Origin of the sequence: Marinifaba aquimaris, assembly GCF_013328345.1 — a bacterium.
GTDB classification, from domain to species: domain Bacteria; phylum Pseudomonadota; class Gammaproteobacteria; order Enterobacterales; family Alteromonadaceae; genus Marinifaba; species Marinifaba aquimaris.
This window is the reverse complement of record NZ_JABULX010000031.1, coordinates 1-18,459: the sequence shown is the minus strand read 5'-3', so window position 1 is coordinate 18,459 and position 18,459 is coordinate 1. Positions and strand designations below refer to the sequence as shown.

16 protein-coding genes are annotated in these 18,459 nt (G+C 40.2%); 4 read left to right on the top strand and 12 right to left on the bottom strand.

What is annotated here, in order from left to right:
* Positions 1-7: 7 nt before the first annotated feature.
* The 9 genes from HR060_RS15985 to rnr form a co-directional block, all read right to left on the bottom strand.
* Positions 8-745 (bottom strand): dienelactone hydrolase family protein, encoded by a 738-nt coding sequence (locus tag HR060_RS15985; protein WP_174201299.1) that lies wholly within the window; start codon positions 743-745, stop codon positions 8-10.
* 22 nt (positions 746-767) lie between these two features.
* On the bottom strand, positions 768-3,191 hold the full coding sequence (locus HR060_RS15980) for a bifunctional diguanylate cyclase/phosphodiesterase (RefSeq protein WP_174201298.1): 2,424 nt from the start codon (positions 3,189-3,191) through the stop codon (positions 768-770).
* 205 nt (positions 3,192-3,396) lie between these two features.
* A complete protein-coding gene (gene rplI / locus HR060_RS15975; RefSeq protein ID WP_174201297.1) occupies positions 3,397-3,849 on the bottom strand; it encodes a 50S ribosomal protein L9 in 453 nt (150 codons plus the stop codon).
* Positions 3,850-3,887: 38 nt separating this feature from the next.
* Positions 3,888-4,115: a 30S ribosomal protein S18 gene (rpsR, locus tag HR060_RS15970; RefSeq protein ID WP_048694093.1), complete on the bottom strand. Its 228-nt coding sequence runs from the start codon at positions 4,113-4,115 to the stop codon at positions 3,888-3,890.
* 9 nt (positions 4,116-4,124) lie between these two features.
* Positions 4,125-4,433, bottom strand: a complete 309-nt coding sequence (gene priB / locus HR060_RS15965) for a primosomal replication protein N (protein WP_174201296.1) — start codon at positions 4,431-4,433, stop codon at positions 4,125-4,127.
* 4 nt (positions 4,434-4,437) lie between these two features.
* On the bottom strand, positions 4,438-4,836 hold the full coding sequence (gene rpsF / locus HR060_RS15960; RefSeq protein ID WP_174201295.1) for a 30S ribosomal protein S6: 399 nt from the start codon (positions 4,834-4,836) through the stop codon (positions 4,438-4,440).
* A 178-nt stretch (positions 4,837-5,014) separates the two neighbouring features.
* Positions 5,015-6,163, bottom strand: a complete 1,149-nt coding sequence (locus HR060_RS15955) for a porin (protein ID WP_174201294.1) — start codon at positions 6,161-6,163, stop codon at positions 5,015-5,017.
* A 232-nt stretch (positions 6,164-6,395) separates the two neighbouring features.
* Entirely contained in the window at positions 6,396-7,136 is a 741-nt protein-coding gene (gene rlmB, locus HR060_RS15950; protein ID WP_174201293.1) for a 23S rRNA (guanosine(2251)-2'-O)-methyltransferase RlmB, read from the bottom strand.
* A 26-nt stretch (positions 7,137-7,162) separates the two neighbouring features.
* Positions 7,163-9,637, bottom strand: a complete 2,475-nt coding sequence (gene rnr, locus HR060_RS15945; protein WP_174201292.1) for a ribonuclease R — start codon at positions 9,635-9,637, stop codon at positions 7,163-7,165.
* A gap of 207 nt (positions 9,638-9,844) precedes the next feature.
* Between rnr and HR060_RS15940 the strand changes: the two genes are divergently transcribed.
* Positions 9,845-10,495 (top strand): hypothetical protein, encoded by a 651-nt coding sequence (locus HR060_RS15940; protein WP_174201291.1) that lies wholly within the window; start codon positions 9,845-9,847, stop codon positions 10,493-10,495.
* On the opposite strand, the gene panP is transcribed toward HR060_RS15940, so the two are convergent.
* Positions 10,492-12,135, bottom strand: coding sequence for a pyridoxal-dependent aspartate 1-decarboxylase PanP (gene panP, locus HR060_RS15935; RefSeq protein ID WP_174201290.1), 1,644 nt, complete (start codon positions 12,133-12,135; stop codon positions 10,492-10,494). The genes HR060_RS15940 and panP overlap by 4 nt on opposite strands.
* Positions 12,136-12,347: 212 nt before the next feature.
* On the opposite strand from panP, the gene HR060_RS15930 reads away from it, so the two are divergent.
* A complete protein-coding gene (locus HR060_RS15930) occupies positions 12,348-12,650 on the top strand; it encodes a YebG family protein (RefSeq protein ID WP_174201289.1) in 303 nt (100 codons plus the stop codon).
* Positions 12,651-12,701: 51 nt separating this feature from the next.
* Here HR060_RS15930 and HR060_RS15925 read toward each other — a convergent pair whose 3' ends face one another.
* Positions 12,702-14,321, bottom strand: a complete 1,620-nt coding sequence (locus tag HR060_RS15925) for a methyl-accepting chemotaxis protein (RefSeq protein ID WP_174201288.1) — start codon at positions 14,319-14,321, stop codon at positions 12,702-12,704.
* 346 nt (positions 14,322-14,667) lie between these two features.
* Between HR060_RS15925 and HR060_RS15920 the strand changes: the two genes are divergently transcribed.
* Together HR060_RS15920 and HR060_RS15915 are read left to right on the top strand one after the other, a co-directional pair.
* The gene (locus tag HR060_RS15920) at positions 14,668-17,250 is read left to right on the top strand and encodes a TonB-dependent receptor (protein ID WP_174201287.1); all 2,583 of its coding nucleotides are present in this window, start codon (positions 14,668-14,670) and stop codon (positions 17,248-17,250) included.
* A gap of 15 nt (positions 17,251-17,265) precedes the next feature.
* Positions 17,266-17,691, top strand: coding sequence for a phosphate ABC transporter substrate-binding protein (locus HR060_RS15915; RefSeq protein ID WP_174201286.1), 426 nt, complete (start codon positions 17,266-17,268; stop codon positions 17,689-17,691).
* A gap of 50 nt (positions 17,692-17,741) precedes the next feature.
* Here HR060_RS15915 and HR060_RS15910 read toward each other — a convergent pair whose 3' ends face one another.
* The gene (locus HR060_RS15910; protein WP_174201285.1) at positions 17,742-18,059 is read right to left on the bottom strand and encodes a hypothetical protein; all 318 of its coding nucleotides are present in this window, start codon (positions 18,057-18,059) and stop codon (positions 17,742-17,744) included.
* Positions 18,060-18,459: the final 400 nt, after the last annotated feature.

Genomic DNA, 18,459 nt, shown 5'->3' with positions numbered 1-18,459 from the left:
TTTATAATTAACTTAATGTTCTATGGAATAAATCAACCGACATTCGATAAACTTCTAATGCTAATGCAGGGTCATATCTGTCCCCTTCGTCACGCATAAATGCATGTTGCGCATTAAACTCATGCCAAGTGAAGTTAACGTCACAGTCGATGAGATTGTGGTGGATCTTAAATCGCCCTTCATCTGGTACATGTGGGTCTTGCTTGCCCCAAATCATCATTAATTCAGCTTTGATATCTTTGGTGCGCGCAAAACTGTTATTACCTTCTTTAGCAGGTAAAGTATCAGAGTGGATATCTGTTGCATATAAACAACAAGCAGCCTTTACTTCCGGGTTAAGTGCTGCGCGATACGCCAAGTGACCACCAATACAGACGCCCATTGCACCCAAAGCACCTGAGTAATAGCTTTGTGTTTTTAGGAAATCCGCCATTGCCTGTGTATCAGTATCGTGATCTTCAAGTGGTTTAGTCCACTTGTCTTGGTTTCCTTTGTCTTTTCCCGCATCGTCGTAGGCAAGTACTGTGCCTATTGGGTTTAATTCGTGGAAGACTTCCGGAACTAATACCACAAAACCATGACCAGCCATAATGGCAGCTGTTCTTGCTATAGGAGCAGTTTGCTGAAAGATTTCAGAGTAAAAAATAATGGCAGGATATTTACCCTCAGCAACAGGGCGGTAAACGTAAGTTCTCATGGTACCCGTTGCAGTTTGGATGTCATGAGTTTCATTTTGGATGATCATATTAGCTTTTCACTTTCAAATACTAAGCGGGTTCTTGATTCATAGCGACTTCATACAAATCGCATTCAATCTTCAGTAATTCTTTCACAGGCATTGGCTTGGCAAATAAATAACCTTGAGCATATTCACATCGGTGTTTTGCTAAAAAGTCGACGTGCTCTGTCGTTTCTACGCCTTCAGCAACAATCTCTAATCCAAGATTGTGGGCCATCGCCAAAATAGCAGAAGATATTTCAACGTCATTTTTATCTGCGGGAATACCGGTAATAAAACTGCGATCGATTTTAACACTATTGATTGGGAATTTTTTCAAATAAGCCAAAGAGGAATAACCAGTACCAAAATCATCAATGGATAAGCGACAACCCAAAGTTCGAATTTGACGCATGATCTCAACAGCTTTAGGTGCATCTTCCATGACCAGCGACTCAGTGATTTCAAACTCAATCATGCTAGGGTCGATATTATGAATATCAAAAATATTGTGAATGTCCGCGACTAAGGTGTTAGAGAAGAACTGCTTAGCCGATAAGTTAATAGCGATACCTTGAATACCGATTTCTCTTAAATCAGCTTGGTGCGTAGAGATAATCTCACACACTTCATTAATCACCCAATTACCAATAGCGACAATGAGATTAGATTCTTCAGCAACAGGGATAAACTTATCAGGAGGAATAAAGCCATCATCTTTATCAATCCAGCGGATAAGCGCCTCACCCCAAAATACGGATTTATCAGCCAACGCAATTTGCGGTTGAATGTAAATTTGGAATTGATTTTTCATCAGCGCATTTTTGAGTTTATTCTCAATTCGCACTGCTTCTTTTAGCGCGCTGTCTAATTCACTAGAGAAAAAGGCAAACTGGTTACGGCCAGATGCTTTGGCTTTGTATAACGCCATATCGGCATTTTTAATTAAACCTTCCACCGATGATGCATCTTCAGGAAAAGTCGCGATACCTATAGATGCAGATACTTGCAAGTCGTGATCAAACAATGAGATGGGTTGTTTAATAGCAGCTAAAATGCGCTCGGCTATCGCCTCAACTGTTTTACCACCATCGTTATTGTTTAGAAGCAACATAAACTCATCACCGCCCATTCGAGAAACGACATCTTCTTCAAATACTGAATTGCGAATACATTTTGCAATTTGGATCAGCAACTCATCACCAGCATCATGACCAAGGGAATCGTTCACTTTTTTGAAGTGATCTAAATCCAACATCATCACCGCCAAGCCAGAATCGTTTTTCCTAACAGCTTGTAGCATAAAGTGCAGGTGATCTCGGAAAAACCTGCGGTTAGGTAAGTTAGTTAGCGGGTCATAGTAAGCAAGCTTTTCAAGCTCAATTTGCGCACTTTTAAGTTCTGTCATATCAACAATTGAGCCAATATAACCATTGATGTCATTGGTTTCATTATCGACCAACGGCGCCATATACTCCATCAGCGTAAGTTGTTTATCTTTTTCTTTGTTGAACTGATATTCAATCACTTGTGGAGAAACGGTTCGGATAACACGGCGACACGCATTAGTAAAAATATCTCGGTGTTCCAGCTCAATATTGCGAACATATTTATCTTCTGAGCAAGTTGAGGATAGACCTGTTATTTCGCGCCAGCGTTTATTTACATAGAGCTTTTGATGCTCATTGGTTTTCATATAAATACCAATTGGCGCATTCTCAGCAAGCGTGCGAAAACGCGATTCAGATTCAAGCAATGCTTGGTTTTCGTATGACAGGTTATCAAGCATGAGGTTGAAACTATCAACTAGGTGACCGATTTCATCTTCACTGTGCTTCTCTGCCCTTTTTTTCGAAAAGCTGTCATCTGCCACAGCGAGTGCTGTTTCATGTAAATCTTCAAGCGGTCGAAGCGTGGTGGATAACATGCGTACAGCAAACAAATAAGCAATCAGCATTGCAATTGCAAGGGTTAAACCTGCGGCAATTAACTGTGAAGTCTGACTTTGTTTTAAGTAGTCGGTGTTGGCAAAAACACTAATATGGCCAATGTATTCACCTGCATCATAGATGGGTAACTGCCAATGGATGGACCCTTCGTCCATTTGCAGCTGAGCTTGGCTGACTGTGTTTTCGGTATCATTACACAAAGATTTATTACTTTGTTTTAGGTAACTACTGAAGTAATTGCCATCTGTATCGTATAAACACAGACCTTCAATAGAGTCATGGAAACGCGCTGTTCTTAGGTTGATGGAAGCGGCCTGGTTATCAAAGAAAATCAAAGCAGCAATCGAACGGTTTCCCATAATCTGACCAACAACTTTTAACTCTTTGACCAGCTTATCTTTTGTTAGATTACTTTGAATTGCATTGATACTGACAACCAGTAAGACAAGAGCCGCCAAGCATGCAAGTAACACGACTTTGATAATACGAAGTCGGAATGAAGTGGGCTTGAAGAAATTTAACATACCTGTCTAATCGTCTCTGAGATAAAAATACTGCTTTTATTTTAATAATTTCAGTTGCTTAACCAATAACTAGCAGAATCTATTATAGTCAATGATAGCGATAATTAAACTCAATTAAGGGAAACTCAGAAATAAAAAGCCTTAAAAACAAAAACCCCGCATAAAGCGGGGTTTCTGTCTTGAATCGGGTTCGCAATATCAAATATTAAGCTTCAGCGATAACTTCTAATTTGATTGTTGCTTTTACATCTGTGTGTAACTGTACAGTGATGTCGAATTCACCTGTTTCACGGAGTGCACCGTTAGGTAAACGAACCTCTGATTTAGCTAACTCAACACCAGCTGCTGTAACGGCATCAGCAATATCGCGAGTACCGATAGAACCGAATAATTTACCTTCATCACCAGCTTTAGATGCGATTGTAACATTTTCTAATGCAGCTAATTTCTCAGCGCGTGCTTCAGCAGCAGCTAAAGTTTCAGCTAATTTAGCTTCTAATTCTGCGCGTTGAGCTTCAAAGTGAGCAATGTTCTCTTTAGTTGCTGGAACAGCTTTACTTTGAGGGAATAAAAAGTTACGTGCGTAACCTGCTTTAACGCTAACTTGATCGCCTAAGCCACCTAAGTTTGCGATTTTGTCTAAAAGAATAATATTCATTTTTGACTACCCTTAAAAAACTAATTGTGGACCTAAAATTAGGCGTGTAAGTCAGTGTAAGGTAGCAATGACAAGTAGCGAGCACGCTTGATAGCGCGAGCTAATTGACGTTGATACTTAGCACTTGTACCAGTGATACGGCTAGGAACAATCTTACCGCTTTCTGTTACGTAGTTTTTTAAAGTTGCGATATCTTTGTAATCGATTTCGCTAACACCTTCTGCCGAGAAACGGCAGAACTTGCGACGTCTGAAATAACGAGCCATTGGCTTCTCCTAATCAATTCTGTCAATTTGTTGGGCATGTAAAACGAGTTGTGAAACGCCGTTTCGGCTTTCGACACGAGAGATAAACCCGCTCACTCTAATTTGACTGCCTAACTGTAAATAATCTGTCTGCTGTTTTAGCTCTTCTCCACTGGCTACCACTTTGATTCTGCACCATGCCTGTCTAGGCATATTAGCTTCAATTTGTTGCGAGCGATGCTCAAGTACAAACTGACAATGTGGTATCCCCGAAGGGCTAACTGTGCGTTGGGGCGCCTTAGATAAAACACCTGCAAGCACTAAAGTGTTATCAAACACTTAATTATTCAGCAGCTTCTTCCGCTTTAGCTTCAGCTTTTGGAGCTGACTCTTCACGACGAGCTGGACGAGCTGAACGCTCTTCTTCTTTCTTAGCCATTGGTGATGGCTCAGTTACAGCGGCTTTGTTACGAACAACTAAGTTACGTAATACAGCATCGTTGAAACGGAAAGCAGTTTCTAACTCATCGATAGCTTCAGAAGGCGCTTCAACGTTTAATAAAACGTAGTGCGCTTTGTGTAACTTCTCGATTGGGTAAGCTAGTTGACGACGGCCCCAGTCTTCTAGACGGTGAATTTGGCCACCTGCATTTTTGATAACGTCAGTATAACGCTCAATCATGCCTGGTACTTGTTCACTCTGATCAGGGTGAACCATAAATACGATTTCGTAATGACGCATTTACGTGCTCCTTACGGTTAATTAGCCCCGAGAACAGCTCAGCTAAACTGTCTATGGAGGCAAGGAACTATGAATAGCTGATAAGGGCGCGGATTTTACAGGACTGACAAAAAATATGCAATGATGAGGCAGAACAAAAAACGCCCGCTGCAAGCGGGCGTTTTACAACTGGGGTAATTTAGAATTGGTAACGAATACCTAAAGCGAAAATATCGTCGCGATCATTGGTACTTCCGTCAGCAAATTTAGAATCGTCTTCGAGCTGCGCTTCGGTGAAAACATAAAATGATGGGTCGTAATAATAAGCAAGACCTAACAGATAATGGCTGCGCTTATAGCTATTATCTTCACCACTAGAATCATCTTCGAGAGCATTGTAACCGCCATAACTCATGAACTTATCATCCATAAAGCGGTAACTAGCCCACACTTCAAGACCGGTAGACTCTTCCATTAAACCATTTTGGTCGTTAATTTCATGAAACTCTGCTTCAGTAAAGATAGCTACTACATAAACCTTGTCTGATTTACCAGAGCCATAACTAATCGAAAAAGCGGTTAACGTATCATCAACATCAAATGTTTGATTAGCATTACTGTCTTCAAATTCAAGGTAAGCTTCGTTGTAACCTGCGCCCAATGTAATATTCCAAGGTAAACTGTACTTTAATCCGAAGCCAAAGCTATCATCATATAAAGCACTCACCCCGTCGATCTCTTCACCAAATTGGTTGTAGACGCTGATATCTTCTTCAGTAGCTTGATACTGAAGACTTAGCGCTAAATCGCCAAATTTATTGTTGTATTGAATCGCTTGTTCAGCACGACCTGTCCCCGAGAAACCACCGTCACTACCTAAGTTATATATACCTGCGGCATCACCACCTAGGTAATGCCAAATATCAGCTTGGCCAGAAACAGTATAAATACTACCCCATTGTTTACCTATGGTAATACTGCCGTAATCCTCGTGTTTCGCACCGACATAACCTTGTCTAAGCCAAACACTGTCATCTTTTGATGAAGAACCTTTGATACCATTACCTTGAACAACAAGGCTATTATTGTTTTCAGCTAGCTCAACGCCTAACTCTAAATATCCAACCGCAGTCCATTCTTTGGGGATGTGCTTATTAAAGCCAAATGCGATTCGTGAATTACTATCGACAATCTCGTTCGAACTGTCTGAGGAAACATACTGAACTTGGTAATGACCCGTTAACGTAGCTAAGTTTTTGTCATCTTTGTAAATATCTACAGCCTGAGCATTGGCTGCAACGCACATTAAAGCAATGGCAGAACAGGAAGATTTCGCAGTGATTGTCATCTGTATTTCCTTTGTATAAAGAACGATATCGACATCAGAAGACATTTTGCTGTTATTTTTTTGTCTTCTATCTGTAACTATAGGTGATAAATAGCACCATGCCAGAAAATTGAGTGGAACTGATAGAGACTAAAAATGAGTGATCGTTTGATGACGGATTAACGAAAGAAATGACTAAAAAGGAAGTTATTTGCGCTTATTTCTGTATATCAATAAGCGCAATAATGATTGGTTAACCGCGTTGACGGACAATCTCAAATAAGCAAACACCTGTTGCAACCGAAACATTCAAGCTAGATACACTACCAGCCATAGGAATAGAAATCAGCTCATCACATGTCTCACGTGTTAACCGACGCATACCCTTGCCTTCAGCTCCCATGACTAAGGCAATTGGTCCGGTTAATTTAGCTTGGTGTAATGTTTGAGTTGCTTCACCTGCAGTGCCAATTAACCAAACCCCTTTTTCTTGTATCTCTCTTAGCGTTCTAGCCAAATTAGTTACTTGGATAAAAGGAACAGTTTCAGCTGCGCCACATGCTACCTTTTTCGCTGTACCTGTTAACGAGCCAGATTTGTCTTTTGGTACAATCAGCGCATCAACACCCGCAGCATCAGCAGTACGCAAACATGCGCCAATATTATGCGGGTCAGTGACACCGTCCAAAACTAAAAGAAATGGCGCTTTATCCGTTCTTTCTAAAATCGCATCCAGATCTTTTTCGTTCAGTTGCGGAGCAGCTGTCACTCGAGCGACAACCCCTTGGTGTTGCTCGCCTTTAGACTTATCGTCCAACGCTTTGCGGTTAGCAAACTGAACGGTAATACCTTGCTGACGAGCAATATTAATAATTTGATTAATACGCTCATCCTCTCGCCCTTTCAAAGCAAAGATTTCAATAAAACGTTCTGGCGCTTTACTAATTAAGGCTTCCGTTGCATGTAAGCCATAAATAATGTCTGTTTTACTCATTCAATAATCTCTAAAACTGTTTTCTGTTATCTGCGTTTTTGCTTGCGCTTTTTGCTACTTGGCTTCACTTTTCCTTTCGGAGCTGATTTATCTGAACGCTTTTGTTTATCTAACGCTTTTTTCTTACCAGGCTTACTGGATTTACCACGGCGCTTACCTTGGTATTTCCCCTTTCCTTTGCCTTCATCTTTACTATTTGATTTTCCGGAACGTTTAGGCTTTGCCTGGCCTTCTTGTTCCATCAAACGTTGTGTCTTACTGATTGTTTTATCTTTTTGCTGAGCGTCTTTTGTATACGTCACCTCAGCGCGACTAACAGGGCTTTGCGGTGACTCACCTTCAGCGGCAAGCATAAAATCAATTTTCTTTTCTTCTAGATTAACGGCCATAACTTTTATTACCAAGGCGTCACCTAGTTTAAATACTTTGCGTGTGCGTTCACCAATCAGTCTTTGTTTACCTGCATCATAAACATAAAAATCTTTTCCTAAATTAGCGACGTGCACCAAACCTTCAATATGCAAATCATCTAAGCGAACAAAGAAGCCAAAGTTTGTGACGGCAGAGATAACACCAGAGTAAACCGCGTCGATATGGTCTTGCATAAATTCGCATTTGAGCCAATTTGCCACGTCGCGAGTTGCCTCATCAGCACGACGTTCAGCCATGGACGTATGCTCACCTAATTGCTCAATTTGATCAGCGTGATAAGCAAGTTCACCAATATCAGCATCGCATACTTTTTGATGAACAAGTATCGACTTGATAGCGCGGTGTAATATTAAATCTGGATATCGCCTAATAGGTGACGTGAAATGCGAGTAAGCATTTAACGCCAAGCCGAAGTGCCCTTCATTTTCACCAGTGTAAACGGCTTGCTTCATCGACCTAAGTAGCATGGTTTGTATTAACTCTTGATCAGGTCGACCTTGGATAAGTTCAACAATAGCTTTGTAGTGTTTAGGCTCTATATCTTGGCCAACACTGACTGTTAAGCCAAGCTCAGCAAGAAAACCAATGAACTGATTGAGCTTCTCACCACTAGGTGACTCATGCACGCGGAATAAAGCTTGAGCTTTGTGTTTTTCAATAAAACGTGCTGCGGCAACATTCGCTAAGATCATACTTTCTTCAATTAGCTTGTGCGCATCATTTCGTACCACTAATTCGATACTGTCAATTTTTCGCTCTGCATTGAAAATAAACCTTGGCTCAGGTGTTTCAAATTCAATGGCACCACGTTCAGCACGAGTCACTTTTAGTGCTTGATACATTTGATGGAGGTTTTCTAGATCTGGCACAAAAGCTTGGTATTTATCTCTTAGCGCGTCATCACCATCTAAAATGCGCCCTACTTGCGTGTAGGTAAAGCGGCAATGAGAGTTCATCACGGCAGGATAAAATTGATAGCCCGATAACTTACCCGCCTCACTAACGGTCATTTCACAAACCATACACAGGCGATCGACATGCGGGTTAAGTGAACACAAACCGTTAGATAGTTTCTCTGGCAACATGGGGATTACTTGCTCAGGGAAATAGACAGAAGTAGCGCGATTTTCAGCTTCAGTATCCAGTGCGGTATTATTGCGCACATAGTAACTGACATCAGCAATAGCGACCCAAAGGCGCCATCCCCCCGACTTTTTACGTTCACAATAAACGGCATCGTCAAAGTCTCGAGCATCTTCACCGTCAATGGTCACCAGAGGAAGCTTTCTTAAATCAACACGGCCTTCTTTAGCCTCTTCAGGGACTTCGTCAGCGATTTTAGTTAACTCTTTGTCCACCCTTTTTGGCCATTGATGGGGGATATCATACTTTCGAAGCGCGATGTCAATTTCCATACCTGGGGCCATATGCTCACCGAGTACTTCAACAACATGCGCTTGTGGGCCAAAGCGTTTTGTCGGTCGTTTGACCATTTTGATGACAACCATCTGCCCATGTCGAGCACCCAGACGCTTACCTTCGTCAATCACGAATTCTTGGCCAATGCGTCCATCGTCTGGTACTACAAAAGCTAAACCATGTTCGACAAAGAAGCGCCCAACAACGAGTTCTTCACGGCTTTTTAATACTCTAACGAGCTTAACCTCTTGTCGGCCTTTTTTATCAACATTACCCGGTTTAGCAAGAATAAAGTCACCGTGCACCAAACTGCTCATTTGGTGATGAGGAATGAATAAGTCATTGCGCTTACCTGATTGATGGAAAAAGCCAAAACCTTCCCGGTGGCCTATTACCGTTCCAACCAGTAAACCGATTTGCTCGGCAGTCGCATAATCTAAACCATCCTTAGACTTCATCACTCTCCCCTCTGATTCCAGAGCAGCTAAACAAGCATTAAGTTCTTGTTGGGCTGAGAGTCCAGCAATATCAAACTTAGAGCAAAGAGTTTGATAACTGACAGGGAATGCTTGTTCGGCAACAAATTTTGCAATTTTTTCAGCCAGTAGAGGGTGGTATTGAGGTGGAGCGAGCGGTTTAGAATGAGCCATTATTTAGCAACAACTTGAATAATTAGGAATAGTGTTCTCTTATCATGATTATAGCGAAAAGCGCTAATTAAAGAATTAAATAACTGAGATATAGATAAAATTAATTAAACTTACGATAAAAGCGGCTTGCTGTGATTAAAAATTAAACCTAAGATAATTTTTATGCAAAATAACAATAAATTAACATTTCCAAAAGGAGTTTGGAAAATGCGAAATAAAGCGACGGCTCTATGTCTGAGTATTTTACTCAGTGCCTGTGCGAGCACCGATGAAAAGTCAGCCACTAAGATGGACCCTAGCAATTATGAGACTGACTTCTCTTATCCCAAAACAACTAAGAATTTAGTACTTGTTGAGCAGAAGATTTACGATGAGCCTCTGTACGGTTCAAGCGTGCGTTATGCAAATAAGTACTACGAAAAAGACAACATCTTGGTTTTTGCCTACCCCATTCGCAGTTATGTCTGGCAGGATAATCTTTATAATATTCTGGCGGGTGAAATGAATAACGCCTTGGATGATATCGATAGTGCAATCGATCAAGGGCTCTATCAGCAAAGAATTGGCCGCGAAGTAGAAGATTTTAGCTTTTTCAGACAAGGCGAGCTGTATGAAGGGCTCAGAGCACAAACTAAAATTATCTTGAAATCAGGTACGCCTTACCAATCTTACACTTACCTTTTTACCCAAAAGGATAAGTTTGTGAAGTTTAGTATCAGCTTACCCTGGGCAATGGACCTCCCTGCACCGGATCACTTTGTTACAGAAGTCTTGCCAAATTTAGAAGTACCGGATGAATCAAACTATATGGTGAATCTCAGAAAGCTACACCAAAAAGAGTATCAAAAAACGCGCTAACTCGCTTTCGCGATAAGCTTAAGCAAAGCGGGCACTATCTTGGTACTCGCTTTAGCTAATTCGCGTTGTTCAGCTAACACATCTTTTAATATGGCTTTAGTCGTCAACGGATTAGCTAACACCACTCGAAATACCGTGATGTTTTGCCCACCGTATTCATTTGGATTAATACGAGTACGCGATACAAATGATTGACCAGACTCACGCTGACGCTTTTGAATAAAGCGAGTCAGTTCATTAAGCATTTCATTAATTTGCTCGCGCAGTTCAATCGATAACGTGGGCAGAATGGCTTTGATTTCAGGTGGCACGAAACGATAAGTTAGTAAACACAACTCAGGTTTAGAGACCAGCTCAAAATCAGCTTGTTCAGAGATTAACTCAGCAAAATATTGAGCCTGAGAAATACTCTGATTAATCAATAGTTCAAAACCCTGACGCCCTAATATGTTCATACTGGCATAAACCAATAAAGCCATACCTGGACGAGAACCTTCAAGAGTATGACTACCTAAATCTTTTGAACCTCGACGCAGTACATATTCAGCATGATGTTCAATTTCAGATGCCAGAGAAGGCTCTTTAAACAGTACTAACCCCGCCCCCATAGGAACATACATTTGTTTGTGTGCATCTATAGTGACTGAATCAGCTCTTTCAATGCCTTTTAATAATGCTTTATGGCGTCTTGAGAAAAGCGTCGCCCCCCCCCAAGCCGCATCAACATGGAAGTGACAGTTAATTTCATTAGCAAGATCAGCCATCTCATCAAGTGGATCGATGTTACCTGTTTCTGTAGTTCCAGCAACACCGACAATGGCCAATACTGCAATGCCCTGCTCTTTCAGGTGATACGCTTTTTCGCGCATCGCATTTACATCTACACGGTTATAATCATCTGTTGGGATAGAAATAAGGTCATCTCGACCAAGCCCTAAAACATCAGCTGATTTACTTAAAGAGTAATGACCGCGCTCAGACACCAAAATTGCTATTCCTTGGTAGCCGTAATGCATAAGAGCACGATATAAACCCGCTTTAGCGATACCAGAAAAATCTGTAGTTGGTTTAAATAAGTTGTTTCTAGCAACCCATAGAGCAGTTAAGTTGGCAATCGTACCGCCAGAACAAAAAGCGCCTAAAGAGTGCTGTTCAGAATGCATATACTCTAAATAAAACTGCTCTTTATCGTCATAAACCAAGTTATGCATCATGCCAATCGTTTGTCGTTCCAATGGCGTGAAAGCTTTAGACGTTTCAATTTTTACCAAGTTTTGATTCAGTGCGATCATTATCTTTGATAACGGCAACATAAAATAAGGTAAGGCCGAAGTCATGTGACCAATAAACCTAGGAGAAGAGGTATGAACAGACTGAGCTACGAGTTTATCGAGTAAGAAATGCGTGTGTTGAGAAACAAAAACAGGCTCTTCAGGCACTTGTGCATCATTAAAGTCCTGTTCAATTTCTGCAAGCGGCTTTTCTTGTGCAACAATGTGCTCATTTAAAAAACCATTCAAATTCTGTGAGATCTCTTTTTCGATGCGTCCTAAAGTCGAATCAGGCGCTTCAGGTACAGTAAAGATCCTAAGCATTGATTCAGTATTTGCCGTAGCATGTTTGTTATTTTGAGAAGTCACAGTATTTACAGATTTATTGGTTTTAGCTTGCCTGAATACAGGTAAAAATTTCAGAGCGCGTATTTAACAAAATTTCCACCCAAAAGTCTTCAAATTTTAACTCAATTTAGCTAAAGGCTAAATTTTTTTCATACTTTCTTGATAAATTGCCATTTATAATTTACTGTATAAAAATACAGTAAATTATAAATTAACTTTATCTAGGTGAAATTATGGGTGTTAGAGCTTTATGGCAATGCGATCGAGATGGCAAAATGTTTACCAGTAAAAAAGAAGCCGATTTATACGACAAAATGTTAGAACTTGCAGAGTTAGTTTCTGATGTAATAGGTAGCAATGTTGAAGGTTTAAACGAAGGCCAGCTAGAAAACATAGGTCGTTTAGTTGCTGAAAATAAAGAGCAATTTACCAATGCTTTCAAAGGTAAGTTAGATGACTTGGAGTGTCTAACGCAAAAGAACGAAGAAGCAGAAATAAAGGAAGATAAAGTAACCCCAATCGCGAAAGCTAGTTAATTGGTAACTTAACTCGAAAGTAAAATGGCGGTATAAACCGCCATTATTGTTTTATAACCTAAATTGACTCGTTGCTTCCATTAAGTCATCAGAAGCTTGATGTAACTGCCTTGATACTTCATCAAGTGAGCCAAATGACGTTTGAATTTGTTTTTCTGCTTCATACATGTCATTGATGATTTCAACTACATTTGCAGCTAAATTAGTTTGATCGTTTGAAGCTGTTGCGATTTGATTATTCATTTGTGCCATCGCTGCCACTTTCTCTTTAACCAGCTTTAAAGCCCCCCCCGTGTTAAGTGCAAACTCTTCGTTAGTTGAAGATAAAAGCTCAGACTCCTTCATCATATCCACACTTTGACCTGCTGCAAGTTTAAGCTTATCGAGTACATCTCTGATCTCAGTTGTCGCTTCACCCGTTCTTGATGCAAGCGTTCTCACTTCATCAGCAACAACAGCAAAGCCTCTACCTTGCTCACCTGCCCGTGCGGCTTCAATGGCAGCGTTAAGTGCAAGTAAATTAGTTTGCTCTGCAATTGAAGTGATCACATCTACAATTGATGCAACGTTCTCGGTATCTTGAGCTAATTGATATACTGATTTGGACGTATTTTCTATTTGGTCATTTAACGTTTGAGAGTTAGCAATGGTTTTTTCAACAACTCCAAGACCAGTATCAGCTTCAGACTCCGCTTCAGTAACGGCCTGATTTGCCTGATTAGCAGCATCCGTAATATCTGTTATAGAAGTTTGTAAATCCGTCATTGATTGCTGAGCTTGTTCTGCAAATTCAGCCTGTTGTTCAGTTAACACTCTTGCCTTGTCGGTATTGGTAATAAGACGTGTAGAAGTATCTAACAAAGGCTGAGAAACAGACATTACGCCCTGTACCGACCTTAAAAGTAAATCCATAAAGCGGTTAAAGTTGAGCGCCATTTTGCCAAACTCGTCGTTACTTTGAACTTCAATTCTATCATTTAAGTTACCATCTCCATCACCTAAGTGTTGGAGTGAATCACCGACTTTATTGGCAGTAAAGCTGATTGTTCTAGCAACGTATAGCGCCATAACGACTAATGCACTCAACATTATCACACCAGATTGCAGCGAAAAAATAATGGCCTGATCACCATTTTCATTGGCATTTTCGATTGTTGCCAAAAATAATTCCTGAACTTGCTTTTGGTACTGCTCAATGTCTTCATTTGCTTGTTTTAAAAGATCTGACTTTTTCTTCGCGAGTTCTGGCAAAGTGGAAAAGTCGATATCACCTGATAACATGCCATCAACAATTTCAATTGATAGCGCTTTGTATTTCTCAATAATTTTAAGTTCTTTTTCAAGGCGAGCCTTATTTTCACTGTCTAAGCTAATTGCTTTTTTAATATTAGCTTTGAGTAAATTCAGTTCTTCAATTGCCTGTACTTTTAAATCTTCATCAGCAAAGGAAACCGATTGACTGAGTAGTTCATCTGCACGCTTTAGTAGTACATCATTTACCGTAGCAACTTGTACTAGGCTATAAATGCGTGTTTCTAGTTTTTCAAGTTCATTTTGCGTGGCATTAATAGCATTGATGTTGATAATAATATTGATGACAAAAAGGGCAACAGACAAGCCAATAATGGCTAGAATTTTCGAAAACAAATTTAAGTTTTTAAACCAATTCATAAATTGTTCAGGCTCATTTTAAAATTTAATAAGATTGCCTATATAAATTAGCAGTTTAAACGCTCGAACGCTGAACTAATCAGTAAACGATTGTTTCAGCAGTAAATAACTTTTACAAAACCACCAACTCATACACGTTTTATCACTGTAAACTTCTGCTAATTAAATCGCGTTACACAAAAACCGACAGCCTCCAGAAGCTATATCGACGCATTTTAATATTTCTAAACTAATATCAAGCTATTAAGTAGCGCAGACTACAAGCACTAAATAAAAACATAAGGTCAACCCATCTTCATAACTAAGATAGGTTTGCGTTTTTTTACATTCCAAAAGAGATAGAAAAATGAGTAATATGCTGTCAAAAACTGCAGTAATTTTACCGCTCGCACTACTGAGCACCTCGGGCTTAGCCCAAACGGAAGGCGATGAATTATTCGATGATTTATTTGCAGAGGAAGAAATCGAAACAATTCAGGTAACAGGCTTTCGCTCTCGACTAAAGGCTAACTTAGATCAAAAGCGTTACAGCGAATCGGTACTTGATGGTATCAGCGCAGAAGATATAGGTAAATTTCCAGACAAGAACATCGCTGACTCACTACAGCGTGTTACTGGTGTATCAATTACACGTGACTTTGGTGAAGGTGAAAAGATCAGTATCCGTGGTACAGCACCCGGTCTTAACCGCACACTTTTAAATGGTCAGAATGTAGCAACAGCCGATTGGTTTGTATTGGATAACCCAACACGAAGCTTCAACTACAGTCTACTAGCTTCAGAAATGGTTTCTTCGTTAGAAGTATACAAAAGCCCTCAAGCTGATATTGATGAAGGTAGTATCGGTGGTACGGTAGTGCTAAAAACTCGCCGTCCTTTATCTGTAGAAAGCGGAACCATGGTAGGTTCAGCTCAAATGGCCTATACAGAAAAGTCTGAAGAGTGGGATCCTCAATTATCGGGTTTCTACTCTTGGCACAATGATAACAAAACATTCGGAGCCCTGATTTCAATCGTTACGCAAAATAGAACACTACGTCGTGATGGTTTTGAGGTATTGGGCTATACAGAACGAGATATCAATGGAACACAAGCTTACGTACCCGATTTAATTGGTTCACCTTACTTTGAGCAGGAACGTGAAAGAAATGGCTTTATGTTCAGTGCGCAGTTCAAGCCGGTTGATACACTATTATTAACGTTTAACGCGTTACATTCAAAGTTAGATGCTGATAATACCAACCACAACCTATTAACAGTACCAACGTGGGAATTTAACCCTGATCGTAACCCAGATGGTGCCGATACCAGTAACGGTGTAATTAAAGATGGCACCCTAGTTTCTTGGGATTACGGCGCAGAAGATAGAACAGGTGCAGTATTAGATATCGCCGAGCGTACTTCATACAGTGAGACAAGCTCATTTGATCTAGACATCATGTATGACCCAGGTAGTTACCAATTGCATTTCCAATTTGGTTACACAGAAGCTGAAGGTGGTACAACCAAAGATACCTTTGCAGAGTTTGTTGCGGAAACTAGGCAGTCCTATGATATTACACGTAAAGCACCTCAAGTCAGTTTCCCTGACATTGATGTTAATAATGCTTCAGTTTACGACCAGCTAGACTGGACTCAAATTGACAGTAAGCCACAAAAAGACGATGAAACTTACGGTCAAGTTGATTACAAATACTATTTAGACCATGACTTGTTCACAACAATCAAGGTTGGTTTAAAGTTTCGTGATCACACTAAAGAGCAGTCAAAAATGGCTACACGCTTCAATAATGGCTCAGACATTCCTGGTTTAGGTTTATCAGCAGACCAATTCCCTGCAGGTACTCTGCCAAGCGACTTTATGGATGGTATAGCAGAGTCAGGTTCTATCACTAGCTATCCATTGGTTGACATGGATGCATTTGAACGAGCGGCCTACGCTAATCGTGACCTATACTCAACAACGGAAAGTAAACTAGACTTCTTTGAGATTAACGAAGAGATTACAGCCGTTTATGCGATGAGTAACTTTGAAGGTGAATACTTCAGAGGTAACGTTGGTGTGCGTTATGTTCAAACAGATATGACAAGCACATTCTGGAACCTCGCTGGAGATGAATTTCTTGATTCAGAAACGAATGACTACTCAGAAGTCTTACCAAGCTTTAACATTAATTATGATTTAAACGAAGAAATGTTAGTGCGCTTTGCAGCATCAAAAGTGATGTCACGTCCAGAGTACATCCAAATTACCGGTGCACGCAGTTTAAATCACTCAACAAGTACTGGTAGTGGTGGTAACACTCAACTAGACCCATTTAAAGCCAACCAATTCGATGTTAGCTATGAGTGGTATTTTGCGGACACAGGTTTATTCTCAGCGGCAATATTTTACAAAGATATTGAATCTTACATCGTAGAAGAAACAACCATTGAACAGCACTACAATGAAATCAGCGGTAAGATTGAAGATTTCGAAATTCTACTCCCTACCAACGGTCAAGGTGGAACAAACCAAGGTTTAGAAATTGGTTATCAACAAGACCTATGGCAAGGCTGGGGTCTACTAGCAAACTATACATACTCAGATGCTGAAGCTGATGATGGCTCTCTAATTCCTGGCAACTCTGAACACACTTACAATGCGACTCTTTATTTTGAAAATGAAAGTCTGAGTGCACGTGTTTCTTATAACTACCGCACTGAATATTTCGAAGGATACGATCGCGGCAGTGAATTAATGACAGATGGCTTTGGTCAAATGGACGGTAGTATTTCTTACAACCTTACAGAGAATATTTCATTAGTGCTGCAAGGGCTTAACTTAACTGATGAAGAGATATACAAGTACTCCGAAGTTAAATCTCGTCCTTATTCATATTACAGTAATGGTCGCCGCTATTTTGTTGGCGCTCAATTAAGCTTCTAATTGAGGGTTAGCATAATGAAAAACTTTATCTCAAAAACAATTATCACAATATCGTTAACATTAGCTTCAACTCTTTCTAACGCAGAAAGTATTGCAGTAATTGCTAATACTGAAATGACTGAAACCTTAGATGAAAATGCAATATCTCGCATTTTCTTAGGGAAAACAAACAACTTCCCTTCAGGCGCTCCAGCACTTGCAGTTGACCTTGGAGAGGGCAACCCAGCTAGAGCTAAATTCCAAGAAGTTGTTTTGAAAAAGTCTGATGCTCAGCTTAAATCATATTGGGCTAAACAAATCTTCACCGCTCAAGGTACGCCACCTAAATCAACAGACAACATAGATAAGCTAATTCTTTTAGTTTCAAAGAATCCATCCGTGATCACCTATGTACCTGTAGATAAAGTACCTGACAACGTCAGAGTAGTGGCTAAGTTCTAACTTAGTAAAAGAATAAAAAAGCCCGCTAAACGCGGGCTTTTTTATATTAACTACTTAACTAATTTGAGTTCAAACTCAGGAGAGATATCAAAGTGGTAGTTAATTAACTCTCCATCTTTGAAACGATCAAAACTCACTTGCCTGATACCTAAGCCTTGGCAAAACTGTCTTATTGTGTACTGATCTTTTTTAGTAAAGTCATCTTCGGTCTTTGTCATAAGACCATCTATATAAGCAACATCGCCTTGCACACTTATATTAGCAATAGCATCGTACGGTAGACCATACTCAGAAACTTTGATGGCGCGGACTGCTTTTACCTCAAAAATCCAATCCCCTGATTGAACATATTTGGGCATATCTGTCATATTAAACCTCATCATGGCGGGTTCTATTATTATTAGGATCAGATGGCATAAACAATTAGACTCACCAAATCACATCCACTTCGATATGGCCTTAATACCTGAGCTATTATTTTATTTGTTGCTACAAATGCTAATCATCTGCGGCAGATTCTACCACTGCGCCAGTATTTATAAAGTATCAAAAGTATAAAAGATCACTATCATTACTTAATCTGACAGAATGATTCTTAGCGGTTACTTTGAGCAGCTATGTAAATCAGAAAGGGAAATATTCAAATGCAGAAAAGCAAAAAGCCCGTTACTTTCGTAACGGGCTTTTCTTCAATAGGAGTCTGGCAGTGTGCTACTCTCACATGGGACCTCCCACACTACCATCGCCGCTATTAGGTTTCACTTCTGA

Coding starts and splice junctions, on each gene's coding strand:
- HR060_RS15955 (WP_174201294.1), bottom strand. CDS start 6,163: ATGACAATCACTGCGAAATCTTCCTGTTCTGCCATTGCTTTAATGTGC.
- HR060_RS15920 (WP_174201287.1), top strand. CDS start 14,668: ATGAGTAATATGCTGTCAAAAACTGCAGTAATTTTACCGCTCGCACTA.
- HR060_RS15930 (WP_174201289.1), top strand. CDS start 12,348: ATGGGTGTTAGAGCTTTATGGCAATGCGATCGAGATGGCAAAATGTTT.
- rpsF (WP_174201295.1), bottom strand. CDS start 4,836: ATGCGTCATTACGAAATCGTATTTATGGTTCACCCTGATCAGAGTGAA.
- HR060_RS15915 (WP_174201286.1), top strand. CDS start 17,266: ATGAAAAACTTTATCTCAAAAACAATTATCACAATATCGTTAACATTA.
- rplI (WP_174201297.1), bottom strand. CDS start 3,849: ATGAATATTATTCTTTTAGACAAAATCGCAAACTTAGGTGGCTTAGGC.
- HR060_RS15940 (WP_174201291.1), top strand. CDS start 9,845: ATGCGAAATAAAGCGACGGCTCTATGTCTGAGTATTTTACTCAGTGCC.
- rlmB (WP_174201293.1), bottom strand. CDS start 7,136: ATGAGTAAAACAGACATTATTTATGGCTTACATGCAACGGAAGCCTTA.
- HR060_RS15925 (WP_174201288.1), bottom strand. CDS start 14,321: ATGAATTGGTTTAAAAACTTAAATTTGTTTTCGAAAATTCTAGCCATT.
- HR060_RS15980 (WP_174201298.1), bottom strand. CDS start 3,191: ATGTTAAATTTCTTCAAGCCCACTTCATTCCGACTTCGTATTATCAAA.
- HR060_RS15910 (WP_174201285.1), bottom strand. CDS start 18,059: ATGACAGATATGCCCAAATATGTTCAATCAGGGGATTGGATTTTTGAG.
- HR060_RS15985 (WP_174201299.1), bottom strand. CDS start 745: ATGATCATCCAAAATGAAACTCATGACATCCAAACTGCAACGGGTACC.
- rnr (WP_174201292.1), bottom strand. CDS start 9,637: ATGGCTCATTCTAAACCGCTCGCTCCACCTCAATACCACCCTCTACTG.
- rpsR (WP_048694093.1), bottom strand. CDS start 4,115: ATGGCTCGTTATTTCAGACGTCGCAAGTTCTGCCGTTTCTCGGCAGAA.